Genomic DNA, 13659 nt, shown 5'->3' with positions numbered 1-13659 from the left:
CAGAGTTAAAACAACTTCATCTGGCCGGTGATCTCATCACGTAAATCGGCATCAGAGATATCCTCGTCAACGTTTTCCCCATTTTCACCATTTTCACCGTTATCTCCATTCTCTTCAGTGATCTCCACTTTCATTGTCTGCTGTGGCTCCTCTTCCGGTTCGGGGAAACGAAGCGGTTCCAATTCTTCCACCTCTGTCACCTCGTAGTTGGAGATACGCTTGCCTTTTGCCTTATAGCTTTTCACACCAATAAATTCTTCCACGTCAATCTCCAGTGGTTCCCGGAAATCGTCATGTCCTCCAAAGACAGCTTTTACCCTGGGATAAACCGCATCGGTCAGCAAGAACAAGCGGGAGTCGGTGTTATCACCCACAAATCGAAGCGGTTTCTCCGATGGCTCAAAGGTAAACCGTTTCAGGTAAGCATATCCCTGATCAGCATCAAAGAGGGCGGCTGTCCATACTTTATGCTCATCATATTTCCCGATATGGAGTATATTATGTGGAAAATGGTTGGTTAGATCGAAATTACAGATATAATACTCCCCGTCGGTAGTCACTACAAGGATCATATCATCCCCCTGGAATTCACCAAGGAATTTGCCGCTACCTTCGTAGTTGAGGCGGAAGACGTCGGGGTCGAACCACACCTTGCGACCGCCAAGTGTTGACACCCCTTTTTGTTTAAGTTGAATACGATGTACTTCGGCTTTGGTAAGAATATTCCCCATAGCCTGTCTCCCTTTGATCTCGATCTCGCTGAAATCTTTTTCGAACTGGAGAATACGCATACGTGGTTTGGGCTTCAGGATCACTCTGATGGTTTCAGCCTCACCATTGGGATTGACACTGAAGTATGCAATGCGCGAACCCGCTTTTCCCCGGGTAAGGTCATATTCCTTATCACGAGTGATACCGGTAACAGCGAATCGTTTAATGTAATGCGGCGCTTTCTTACCATCACGGTATACCACATTATAGATAGTACGTTTGTCGTTTCTTTTGAAGACACCGGCATAAAGGATGCCTTTACCGACGAACATCTTGTCACTGACTTTTACTACCTTATATTTTCCATCCTTGAAAAAGACAATGATATCATCGATATCGGAGCAGTTGCAGACAAACTCGTCCTTTTTCATGCCGGTACCGATAAATCCCTCTTCACGGTTTATATAGAGTTTCTCATTGGCTTCGACCACTTTGGTAGCCTCGATGTTTTCAAAACTACGGATGATGGTACGGCGCGGGAAGTTCTTACCATACTTCTCCTTGAGCATCAGGAACCAGGCGATAGTATAATCGACGAGGTGGTTGAGGTTATGGTCGATTTCGCCGATCTCTTCTTTCAGTTTGGCAATTAATTCATCCGACTTGTCGGAATTGAATTTGAGGATGCGTCCCATCCTGATCTCCATCAGCCTGAGAATATCATCCCGGGTGATCTCACGCAAAAAAGAAGGCTTATAGGGTTCGAGACGTTGATCGATATGCATTACGGCAATATCCATATTTTTAGCATTCTCGAACTCTTTATCTTTATAGATACGCTCTTCTATAAATATCTTTTCCAGTGATGCAAACAGGAGCGCTTCCTGTTTTTCGCTTTTTTCAATCTCCAGCTCACGACGCAACAGTTCACGGGTAGTATCGACGGACGAGCGTAACACATCGCTTACGGTAAGGAAGTGGGGCCTGTTATCATCAATGACGCAACAGTTGGGAGAAATGCTTATCTCACAATCGGTAAAGGCATAGAGGGCATCTATGGTTTTATCGGAAGAGACGCCGGGTGCCAGTTGCACATGGATCTCCACGTTTTGCGCCGTGATATCGTCCACCTTTTTGATCTTGATCTTTCCCTTTTCGTTGGCCTTGAGGATGGAGTCTACCAGTCCGGCAGTAGTTTTCCCGTAAGGTATATCTTTTATGACTAATGTCTTGTTATCTATCTTGGAGATGGTAGTGCGGATCTTCACTGAACCGCCTCTTTCACCATCGTTATATTTTTCCACATCGATATATCCCCCGGTCTGGAAATCAGGATAGAGCGTGAATTCCTCCTCCTGTAGATAACTCACGGCTGCGTCGCACACTTCATTAAAGTTGTGGGGCAATATTTTGGAAGAGAGTCCTACAGCAATTCCTTCGGCACCTTGCACCAGAAGAAGTGGAAATTTTGCAGGCAATGTAACCGGCTCTTTATTACGACCGTCATATGATGCTTTCCACTCGGTGGTCTTCGGATCGAAGAGTACTTCAAGGGCAAACTTATTGAGTCGTGCTTCGATATAACGAGGTGCGGCAGCACCGTCACCAGTAAGGATATTCCCCCAGTTACCCTGACAATCTATCAGTAGGTCTTTTTGTCCCAGTTGTACCAGTGCATCCCCGATAGAGGCATCTCCGTGGGGGTGGTACTGCATGGTCGTCCCGATAATATTAGCCACTTTATTATAGCGACCATCGTCCATCCGTTTCATGGCGTGCAGGATACGGCGCTGTACCGGCTTAAGGCCGTCGGAGATGTGCGGCACAGCACGTTCGAGGATCACATAGGAAGCGTAATCGAGGAACCAGTTCTGATACATCTTGGAGAGGTTGAGCGAACTGTCGTCGCCCAGCCTTACCGGCACTTTGGAACCGGAAAAAGACTCGGAAGAGAGAAGAGCTTCATCCTCTTCCATATTTTCCTCTCTCTCTGTAATATCGTCGTCGTTAGGTAATTTGGGAGACATATATTTTGTTTAGAATCAAAAACCACGCATTCCGGAACGTTTTCACCGTTCAAAAAATGCGTTGAAACTTTGGCACATTAGTCACATTGAATTATCGTTCAAAGATAACAATTTTAAGGATAATTGCCAAATCAGAAAGTCCACTCTTCGGAAGTCTTTGCTTTGCCTGTTTCCGCAGGTACCGTTACGTTGGTTTTAATAGGTTCCTTTGTATTGTTCTGGACACCTGAACCTTTATAATATTGTAACACATTGGGCATAATGGACTCAATACGTGTGATGCGGTTATTGTCGTTAGGGTGTGTACTCAAGGCTTCAGGAACCTGGGATCCGCCTGATTGTTGTGCCATCCTTGTCCAGAAAGGAACTGCAACCCGGGGATCATAACCGGCTATAGCCATGAGTATCAATCCGATCTCATCGGCTTCATACTCATGTTTCCGTGCATAGGGCATCATCACTCCATATTGTGCTCCCAGACCAAAGACGGTACTTCCAAGTTGTTGCATAACCTGCGAATTACCCAAAAGTCCCCCTGCAATGGCACCTCCATATTGCAAAGCCACTTGTTGACTCAATCTCTCATTGGAGTGGCGGGCGAGCACATGGGCTATTTCATGTCCCATAACCACCGCTAATGCTTCTTCGGTTTGGGTGACTGAAAGCAGGCCGGTGTAAACGACCACCTTACCGCCCGGCATAGCAAAGGCATTCACACTATTCTCTTTCACCAAATTAAATTCCCATGCATAATTATCGAGTTCCGACGCATAACCGTTGTTGGTATAAAAAGTTTTTACCGCATTAGCGATCCGGGTGCCGACACGGCTTACCATCTGTGCATTGGGCGTACCCCTTTCAACGGGAGCTGTACGCATAAACTCCTGATATTGTTGCAGGCTCAATGCCATCACCTCTTCATTGGATACTAACTGGAGCTGCCTTCTTCCGGTAAACGGCACGCTCCCGCATGACTCCAAGAACAACGCCGCCATAAATATCACGAGCGTGAATTTTATTGTTCTTTGTAATTTCTTTTGTTCCATATTATTCATTTTTTTGAATTCAAAGATTCAAGATTCAAAGATTCAAAATCATTAAATCATTAAATCATTAAATCATTAAATCATTAAATCATTAAATCATTAAATCATTAAATCATTAAATCATTAAATCATTAAATCATTAAATCATTAAATCATTAAATCATTAAATCATTAAATCATTAAATCATTAAATCATTAAATCATTAAATCATTAAATCATTAAATCATTAAATCATTAAATCATTAAATCATTAAATCATTAAATCATTAAATCAATTTTGGCAAAAGTATAAAAAAATCCAATTTAAAATGGTGTGAATCCCCATAAAAAAGGGTAACCTGCCGGTAAATAGTCGACAAGCTACCCTTATAATTATGATCTTGTATGTGATTTCCGCTTTTACTTCCTAAGCCTGTTGAGCGACCGCACCAGCGCTTCGTCGGCACCTATTCTTCGAATGGCAAGGATGGTGAGGATAATAGCAATCACAGGCATGATAATTCCTATACCCACTTTTTGAAAGTGGAGACTCTCTACTGATGCGAGTTGATATACAATAAATCCGAAATAGAGATAAAACCCTATCATGAGGATAATATTGAAGATGGAGAAGCGTATCTGCAACATCCTTTTTTTGTAGAGAAAGACCGTAAAAAGTGCCAGTACAGAACTGGCAGCACCTATGGCAAACAGTCCCCACGTAGAGTCGTTGAGTTGGCCGTTCAGGTAGACACCCATTGCCTCAAACACTGCCTGGTCGGCATTATAGAGGAACAGCGCCAAAGGCGTTACGGAGGCAATCAGCATGGCTGCTGCTGCCAAAAGGAGAAAAACCGTTTGGACACGTTGCAACATATTATCCGAACATTTCTTTTTCCTTGGACGGATTGCGATAATAAATCTCTCCTTCTTTCCACTCTTCTATAGCCAACAGAGAGGGTTTAGGTAATTTTTCGTAGAAACGGGATATCTCTATCTGTTCATGATTTTCGAACACCTCTTCCAGATTATCGCTGTAAGAAGCGAATTCCTGTAGTTTGGCATCGAGATCCTGTTTCATTTCAACGGCCAACTGGTTTGCCCTCTTACTGATAACCATCACCATTTCATATACGTTACCCACCGGATCCGACATTTTCATTACATCGCGTGTCTCGGTGTTGGTGCTTGCAGCAATTTTCTTGTAATCCATTTTTTATTATATGTCTTGTTTTTTCTATTTTACATAATTGATCAGGAAGTCGGAAGCACATCTATTTTCTGTTGTGCTTCACGGTAATACCTGTCGGCTTCAGCCATATATTTACCTTCGGGGAATGAATTTTTATAGTTGAAATATTCATCGACCACCGAACGGTAACGCTCGGGTTGTGCCCGTAACGTACTATTCTGTGCATATTCAAAGCGGGCGCGCAGGATAGTCATCTGGTACTCCTCCTGATATTTGGAGAAAGGATAGCTCTTCATCGCCTCACGGGCAGTGATAACCGCAGACTCGTAATTATTCCCCATATAATTTCCAAGGTTCAGATAGAGCTGGGCAGCCAGCAACTCTTTATATGCCAATTTCTCCTGCAATTCAAACAGGTAGTTTTTCGCTTGTTCTGCCCTTTCTGTCTGAGGATACCGTTCAATATATTTCTGAAATTCAGCAATCGCCGTATAAGTTTTAGTCTGATCCAAACGCGCTTCGGGCGAGTCGAGATACATGCCGTAAGCCGAATAGAAAAGAGCCGGTTCGGCATACTCACCACTGGGATAAGTGTTGTAATAAGAGGTGAACCACTGCGTTGCCGAATAATAGTCTTTTGAGTTATAATGGCTCTGGGCCAGGAGATAAAGCGATTCTTCGGCCTGCGCCGTTCCTTTCATAAAGGTAACCAACTCTTCCAGCAATGTGATGGAACGGTTGTATTTCCCCTCCTCAAAATACTTTTTGGCATAGCTGTATTTCAAGTCCCTATCGGTACTTTTCAGAATTTTGTTGTACTCGTTACAGGAACTCAATGCCAAAGCGAGTAGTAAAAAGTAGCACAATTTTATTCTCATTACGTCACATGTGGGTTTTAGGGTGCAAATTTACGGAATCTTTCTCATTAATGGATAACAGATCGGGAGTTTTTATTCAATTTTAGGATTTGGATACAATTAGAAAATTACCAATTACCAATTACCAATTACCAATTATTGGGTGTTGTTTCCTATAAAATAGAGAATACTGTCCACATACTTCCGGTCGTTGGAAAGCTTGGGTACTTTGTTCTGTCCTCCGGTTTTCTCCCTCTGTTTCATCCAGTTGTAGAAAGTATCTTTTTCCATAATCTTTACCACCGGCATGCCAAGTGAAAGGTTATAGGAGCGTTTTGCCTCATAGTCGGAATTGAGTCGTTTCAGGCTTTCGTCGAGAATATGCGTGAATTCCACAAGATTAGCAGGTGGAGTCTCGAATTCGATAAGCCACTCGTGGGCTCCATTACTCTGCTCTCCGAAGTAGACGGGCGCTGCGGTATATTCGGTCACTTTTGATCCGGTAAGGCGGCATGCTTCATTGATAGCCTTATCGGCATTTTCAACAATCAACTCTTCACCGAAAGCATTGATAAATTGTTTAGTACGCCCTGTAATCTTGAAGAGGTAAGGGTGTGTTGAGGTGAATTGAATGGTATCCCCTATCCTGTAACGCCAAAGTCCTCCACTGGTGGAAATCACCACAGCATATTGCCTGCCGGTCTCCACTCCGCTCAGGGGCACGGCAACCGGATTATTCTTGTCCCACTCCCCGGAAGGAATAAATTCATAATATACTTCGTTATCGAGCAACAATAACATATCTTTGGAAGCAGGTGAGAACTGCACACCGAAGAATCCCTCCGAAGCATTATAAGTTTCCCAATACCGCATCTTTGCCGAAGGGATCAATTTCTCATACTGCTCTTGAAAAGGAAGAAAACTGACTCCCCCATGGAAGAATACTTCAAGGTGAGGCCATATCTCAGGGATGGTACGGCCGGTATCTTCCACGATCTTTTTCAGCAGTACCAACATCCATGAGGGCACTCCAACCATAGCACGGATATCAGCTTTCACCGCATAGTCTGCTAACTTTTGCAGTTTTTCTTCCCAGTCGGGCAATAAGGCAATCCCCTCAGGAGTCCTTCTTCTCTTTGCCACAGCCGGGAGGTTCCTCATCAGAATAGCTGATATATCACCCGTATAGATATCGCCACCAATACGGTTGATTTGCTGGCTCCCTCCCAATACCAATGTTTTACCCAATATAAATGCGGTATCGGGGTGATGCCGGGCGTAAACTCCTAACATATGGTAACCGGCACGATAGTTGCCGTTGTATAACGACTCTTTAGTAACAGGAATATATTTACTCTTGTCCTCGGTAGTACCTGACGACATGGCGAACCACTTCACAGGGGTATCCCAAAGTACCTCCTGCTGCTTATGGAGGATTATCCTGTCGAGCCAGGGGCGCAACTCTTCATACGAGATAACGGGTATCCTGGCAAAATCGCTGCTGTTTCGAATGGAATGGAAGTTATTTTCTTTTCCGTAGAGTGTATTCCGCCCATGCTTGAGCAAATAGTCCAAGGTTCGTTGTTGTATTCCCAGCGGGTCTTCTACAAATTTTTTCACCGGCCTGTAATAGCCGGTGAGTATTGAGCGGGTTATCTTCTGAATCATTCTTTATAATGAATTGAAACGCAAAGGTAGGCACGGGATTCGAAAATCCGAAAAACAAAGTCACAATTTAATTAAAAAAAGAATTATCCCATGCGGCTTATTTTGTGAAGTCGTTCTTCATCGATAATCTTTATTTTTCTTCCATCGATAGCGATGATGCGTTCATTCACAAAATTGGAAAGGGTTCGAATAGCATTGGAAGTAGTCATATTGGAGAGGCTGGCCAAGTCTTCCCGTGCCAGATAAATATTTATGGTAGCACCATCTTCTTCCAGCCCATAGCTTTCCTTCAGGGCTAATAGCGATTCTGCCAGTCTGCCACGCACATGCTTCTGGGTAAGATTGACAACCCGTTGGTCAGCAATACCAAGGTCAACTGATAACATCTGGATAAAGAAGAAAGCCAAATTACCATTCCCTCTCAGGAATTTTTCTATCAACTCCATAGGGATCATGCAGACGGTACATGACTCGAACGCCATGGCGGCCGTCACATAATTTTCCCGCGCAAAGTAAGCCCTGTAACCAAAGTATTGTATAGGACGTATGATCCTTATAATTTGGCTACGCCCACCGACTCCACTCTTGAAGATCTTCACCTTTCCGGAGAAAAGGCACATCAACTCTTTCGGTGTATCCTCTTCAAGATAAATCAGTTCATTCTTCTTAAAATGCACTATGCGGGCACTACCGCGCAAAATTTCACGCTCAGCGTCCGTCAACATCCTCCAGATGTCGGGTAGCGAGGAGGATAAATCAATTTCATCTCTTTTCTTTGCGGCCATGAATGTTATAGAACTATGTTCTAAAACACAAATATACCGTTTTTTTTATAAACAATCGTCAAAAAGCATCTTTTTTGCTTTCCGGAGTCTGCAGAAATATTTTTTTCGATAATAAAAACCATTTTTTTAATATGATCCTTTTTATAAAAATTTTCGACGGTAAAAAAAAAAATGTAAGTTTGTAGCTTATAATAAATGAAAGGGAAAGTCACTGTATATATCCTGTTTCTGATAATTGCTTCCTTCAAAAGTTTCGCATTACAGACGGAACTACCTGTGGATACCATCATGAAGAGGGCAATGAATGCTGCCGAAAAATATAACAATCTGGTAGAAAGTTTTTCAGCGGAAGTATATACACGTACCTATGTAGAGACTCTGAAAAAGAATCTCCTTTATAAATATACTCACCTAATCCCCGATTTTGTCCTGCACGACCCCCATAATGAAACGGCATTAATCGAGACCATCAGCGATCTGCGATTCGACTATCCCAACAGTTATGTACAGGATGTACGTCACGTGACCGGGACACTTACCGGCAAGAAAGATATCGACATGATACCTTTCGAACTGTTGAATATCAATATTTACGGGGAAACGACCAATGAGGAAAGTTTTTTCATGCCTATCAGGTTAAAAACATCGAAATATTATCGTTACAGCCTGGCACGCACCTTTACAGAAAACGAAAAGGTTTATTACAGCATTGACTACAGCCCTATTTACGAAAACAGCAAACTCCTGAAAGGTACATTTATCATTGAAAAAGGAACCTGGCGGGTGATTTTCTTCAGGGGTGAGGGAATTGATATATTCTCCAATTTTATGTTCGAGATAACTATGGGGGACGAGTGGGTCACCCACTATTTGCCGGTACAGTTTATCATTTATGAAACATCTTCATATCTGGGAAATGTACTGGCAAGCAGGCATCTGGCAACAATCGACTATCGGGAGATACAGTTGAGGCGGACTACGGAACCGGTACGGTCTCTCAATATCAGTGACTTTTACAAAATAAGGCTGGACTCTGTACCATTACAGAGCGACTCTGCCTTTTGGAATAAACGCCGTCCCATACCTTTGCAGGCTATAGAAAAGGATGTAATAACACAATATCTGCAACGACAGGCAGAGGAGGCAGCCCGTAAAGCCAATGGGGATTCTATCCGCCCCCCTAATATCGCACAACAGGTAGCCCAACGTATGGTGATGAACTCGAACTACAAATACCGTTCAACGGCAATAGGTTATTCGGGATTACTCAATCCCCTGATGGTGGGATATACTTCACGTGATGGCGTTACCTATCGCCAGAAATTATCATTTAATTTCGATTTGACACATAACCGTACAGTAAATATGAAAGCCTTTGCAGGCTATATGTTCCGTCGTAAAGAGTTCTTCACAGATCTGACCACTACGTGGAATTATGATCCTTACCGGCTGGGAAGCGCCACCATTTCCATCGGGAACGGTAATCCGATTTACAGTTCGCTCTTCGTCGACCAGATACAGGACAGCCTCAATAACCGGGGGATCAACTTCGAGGATATCTCTGTGAATTATTACAGGGATTATTATCTGAAACTCTTTAACACCTACGAAGTGACCAACGGATTACTTTTACACACCGGCATCGATTACCATATCAGAAAAAGTAAGGACAACATGAGCAAACTACGCTCTGCCACCCCCGACAGTGAACCGATAGAAGACATGTTCGGCACCAAGAAGTCATTTGCCCCGTTTATCCGTATCAGTTGGACTCCGAGACAATATTACCGGTATGACGGACGACAGAAAATCTATGAACGGTCACCCTTTCCAACCTTCAAACTGGAGTTATCCCGAAGTTTCCAGCATATTCTTGGAAGTACATCGGAGTATAACCGCATAGAATTGGATATCAGCCAGAACATATCTTTCGGATTGAGACATTCTCTTCAGTACCATGTGGGAGCCGGTAAATTTATCAACCAAAAAACCGAGTACTTTGCCGATTTTGTCTATTTCTCCAAAAGCAATTTCCCTGAAAACTGGAATGACGGCCTGGGAGGTATTTTTAATCTACTGAGTCGCGACCTGTATAACGCTTCCGACTCATATATCCAGGCACATACCATGTTTGAAGCTCCTTTCCTGATACTGAAAAATATTCCGTTTGTATCTGATTTTGCAGAGAATGAACGAATTTACCTGAGTCAGTTATATACTCCACAAATCGTCTCCTATACCGAACTCGGATATGGTATCGGCAACCGTTTTTTCAATGCCGGCTTCTTCACCTCCTTCCACAAAACCGGATTCAGGCAGGTAGGAGTGCGGGCGGCGTTTGAGTTCTGAGTATAAGTAGAAAAGTGGTTAGGTGCCTAGGTCTCTGTTAAGACCTTTTTCAACCAAACAGAATCTTATACATGGATGTAATCTTTAGTGTACAAATATCCTATTGTATCATTACACTTAAAATAGCAATCAGGTCTTTTAAACATTATTCCAAAAATATACCTCGTAGAGCATAGATACAGTTCATTGAAATCATTTCCCTCTACTATCTCTATAAAAATGAATTTCTCATTTTTTCCTCCAGCTCCTGTCTGCATAAAATCTTCAAAAGCGATTTCTATATCAGACACCAGCTCTTTGCTCAACCTCTTGTCCCCCACACAGTGTATTTTATCATATAACAGAGACTTTACATTTTGAAATAAAAATAGAATAATAACATATTATAAATACTATAAAAGATAGGAATATTATCAATTTGAGCTTCTAGTATAAACAAAGTCTCTTTTTTTAAATTCAAATGGTAAATACATACTGGTAAGTATTCCTTTTTTTCTTATTAATGCAGTAAAATATTTTTCGAGAGACGTGTCATTTAATAACAAGACATTTCTGTGTCTTTCCCATTTTCCTACTGATAAAGGATATCCATATAAATTGATACTATATGAATTATCTGAATTTAAAATAATAGTATAGTTTATATTACGTGATTCATATGTACCGATAGAAAGTTCAAATTCTTTTTCAGAAATAGACTGATGTTTTTCTATTTCATATTGTACATCCCGTTTTGTAGTTTGCACCTCATCAAACAGATAACGATTATTACCGGCTTTCTGATCCCTAAGTACGAAAAAGTTGTTTTTCATCCATCCAAAACCTTGGAGAGTTTTCAAGACCGTCTCATTTTCACCTCGTATTGACACATTCACGACTTTCAGGCTTAATTCATATTGATTTACTTCATCAACTAATGTATAAGTATCATCCACTAGGTTGTAATTGTCATAAGATAACGGATGTAAACTGTGAATACTGGTACGATAAAAATGGTGGCTCGTAGCAAGAAAATACTTCCCCTCACCGAAAAAATCAAGAGAGAAGAATAATGACTCATATGGCCTTATATTCAAACTCATTGTATAGTTTTGAGATTGAAGTTTAAAAGCAAAACAGATTAGGAACAAAAATAGAATATTTCTTTTCATAAGATTTATCTAAAAAGGTATAGAAACATGATAAGATTTTGGAGCCCACCCCCAAAAGCCTAATTGAAACATATTTTTTAATTGAAGGTTTGCTAAATCTGTATAGCCATAGCTAAGATATACATTATAAGTATATTTATGCGCTATTGTTTCTGAGTATAAAGGATTAAATGCCCCTACAAAATTATAATTATGGTAAGCATGGACGAGTTCATGTCCTGCCACTGCTCTAAACGCGACAAGATCTCCGTTAACATAACGAGGAGCAACATGTAATAAACTACGTCCATCGTCAAGTCTCACATTTAGTCCTCCCGCCACCTGATTAGATTTTGAATCTAAGTAGTAACCATTTATTGTAACCTTATAACTGCCAGTTCCATCAGCACTAATTCTTTTTAGCATTGGTCCTTCTGACACACCATATTCTTCAAGCATTCTTTGTTTCAATAATTCTGTATCATTTTTAGCATTATAGCTGGGGTCAATATCTCCGGCAAAGTCAGTATTTAAATTAAATGTATCTATATTTTTACCGTTCCAAAAATCATATCCACCTTTTTTTGCAGCTATTCCTCTTGAGAATCCTCCAAATATGGCTCCGCTTGCCAATCCAATGCCACCACCGATTAGCCCGGAGGTGAATCCCTGTTCAAAATTAGCTCCTTGAATCCACCATGCATTTGCCGCTCCTCCCGCAAAACCGGCAGCTCCGCCACCTGCACCGCCGGAGACGGCTCCTCCAAGGAATCCTCCAAAATTCAACGATCCGGAGACCGCGCCACCAACCCCCGCTCCTATCAATGCTGTAGCTGCTCCTATGACAGCGCCTTTAAATACATTTCCACCCGCTCAGAAACTCTTATTTTGAGATAGAGAATAAAAGCCACCGGATAATCCTCCCGCAATTGCGCCAACAATAGCTGCAAGCAGTAAAAACGACTCCCCATCCTGGTCAATATACACTAACGGGTTATTCAAACAATAACTGTACCGGTTGAAGTTCTGCGTGAAATCCGGCATCTGCACATACGGGTCGGGAGACAGGAAGCGTCCCAACGCCGCATCATACAACCGGGCGTTCATGTTTATCAACCCGAACCAAGGCAGATGCTCATGTCCGGTATAACCCCTACCAAGGAATAAGGCAGGCTCGCTTCCGGGGGTATAGGCTACCTGCGTAGCGGGATTTCTTAACCTCCCCCAGGCATCATAACTTAATTCCTGTTTCAAAGAACCATCGGCATTCGCCACGTGGGTAATACTACCCAAATAATCTCGACAAATATAATATATTTTCCAATTCCCCGCCTCTTTTACATATACGGCAGGGGCGGAATAGGCATCACCGCCTAAATACAGCCGTTCAATATTGGACTGGGTGTCTATCTCATACTGCCCACCGATATAGGACCGGGTCAATACGGCCGTGGAACCCTGGGTAAGGTGCATCTTTACCCGCTCGCCAGCGGCATTGTAGGTGAACGTGGTATTATAACCGTTCTCCGCAAGAGTGGCCGGGCGCTGGAAAGAGGTATAGGTTACGGTTTGTTCCCTTGCCGGAACTGCATCGCCCGTGGGTGTGACCATCGAAACCTGGTACGGTTTACCGCTGTGAGTGTATTCCATTGTCCCCACGCCGGCAATGGAAGTAATATTCCCGTTGGCAGAGTAGGCAACGGTCTTCCCCGCCGCGTTGGTCAGCCGGTTCAGGTGGTCGTAACTGAATATTTCGGTGATGTTCCGGTTGTCCAGATTACCCATTGCCACACCGAACTTATAAGTACAGCTTTGAAAAATGTCTACTTGTAATTTGTATACCTTACTGTCTTCGTGGATGTCATATACAATGAAAACCATACGTTCGCTCCAACGAGAGTTGCCCATCGGGAA

General features: G+C 42.5%; 11 protein-coding genes. 1 reads left to right on the top strand and 10 read right to left on the bottom strand.

What is annotated here, in order from left to right:
* Positions 1–5: 5 nt before the first annotated feature.
* The 7 genes from PSM36_RS06595 to PSM36_RS06565 all read right to left on the bottom strand — a co-directional run bounded on the left by PSM36_RS06595 (position 6) and on the right by PSM36_RS06565 (position 8266).
* Entirely contained in the window at positions 6–2738 is a 2733-nt protein-coding gene (locus PSM36_RS06595) for a DNA gyrase/topoisomerase IV subunit A (protein ID WP_076930003.1), read from the bottom strand.
* A gap of 131 nt (positions 2739–2869) precedes the next feature.
* Positions 2870–3784, bottom strand: coding sequence for a M48 family metallopeptidase (locus tag PSM36_RS06590; RefSeq protein ID WP_076932104.1), 915 nt, complete (start codon positions 3782–3784; stop codon positions 2870–2872).
* 400 nt (positions 3785–4184) lie between these two features.
* Positions 4185–4640 (bottom strand): DUF4293 domain-containing protein, encoded by a 456-nt coding sequence (locus tag PSM36_RS06585; RefSeq protein WP_076930001.1) that lies wholly within the window; start codon positions 4638–4640, stop codon positions 4185–4187.
* Position 4641: 1 nt separating this feature from the next.
* On the bottom strand, positions 4642–4977 hold the full coding sequence (locus PSM36_RS06580; RefSeq protein WP_076929999.1) for a DNA-directed RNA polymerase subunit omega: 336 nt from the start codon (positions 4975–4977) through the stop codon (positions 4642–4644).
* 41 nt (positions 4978–5018) lie between these two features.
* The gene (locus PSM36_RS06575) at positions 5019–5834 is read right to left on the bottom strand and encodes an outer membrane protein assembly factor BamD (protein ID WP_076929997.1); all 816 of its coding nucleotides are present in this window, start codon (positions 5832–5834) and stop codon (positions 5019–5021) included.
* Positions 5835–5969: 135 nt separating this feature from the next.
* Positions 5970–7481 (bottom strand): GH3 auxin-responsive promoter family protein, encoded by a 1512-nt coding sequence (locus PSM36_RS06570; RefSeq protein WP_076929995.1) that lies wholly within the window; start codon positions 7479–7481, stop codon positions 5970–5972.
* 83 nt (positions 7482–7564) lie between these two features.
* Positions 7565–8266, bottom strand: coding sequence for a Crp/Fnr family transcriptional regulator (locus PSM36_RS06565; protein ID WP_076929993.1), 702 nt, complete (start codon positions 8264–8266; stop codon positions 7565–7567).
* A gap of 195 nt (positions 8267–8461) precedes the next feature.
* On the opposite strand from PSM36_RS06565, the gene PSM36_RS06555 reads away from it, so the two are divergent.
* Positions 8462–10615 carry a DUF5686 family protein gene (locus tag PSM36_RS06555; protein WP_076929989.1) on the top strand — a complete coding sequence of 718 codons (2154 nt, stop codon included), beginning with the start codon at positions 8462–8464 and terminating at the stop codon, positions 10613–10615.
* A gap of 413 nt (positions 10616–11028) precedes the next feature.
* Here PSM36_RS06555 and PSM36_RS06545 read toward each other — a convergent pair whose 3' ends face one another.
* The 3 genes from PSM36_RS06545 to PSM36_RS17535 are packed head-to-tail and all read right to left on the bottom strand — an operon-like array spanning position 11029 to position 13626.
* Entirely contained in the window at positions 11029–11766 is a 738-nt protein-coding gene (locus tag PSM36_RS06545) for a hypothetical protein (RefSeq protein ID WP_154670975.1), read from the bottom strand.
* Between the two features lie 9 nt (positions 11767–11775).
* Positions 11776–12570, bottom strand: coding sequence for a hypothetical protein (locus PSM36_RS17540; protein WP_076929980.1), 795 nt, complete (start codon positions 12568–12570; stop codon positions 11776–11778).
* Between the two features lie 48 nt (positions 12571–12618).
* Complete coding sequence (locus PSM36_RS17535; protein ID WP_232001533.1) at positions 12619–13626, bottom strand: RHS repeat-associated core domain-containing protein; 1008 nt, start codon at positions 13624–13626, stop codon at positions 12619–12621.
* Positions 13627–13659 lie beyond the last annotated feature (33 nt).

The organism is Proteiniphilum saccharofermentans (assembly GCF_900095135.1).
In the GTDB taxonomy this organism is placed as follows: Bacteria; Bacteroidota; Bacteroidia; order Bacteroidales; family Dysgonomonadaceae; genus Proteiniphilum; species Proteiniphilum saccharofermentans.
The sequence above is the reverse complement of the archived record's forward strand: the minus strand, read 5'-3'. Positions and strand labels throughout refer to the sequence as shown.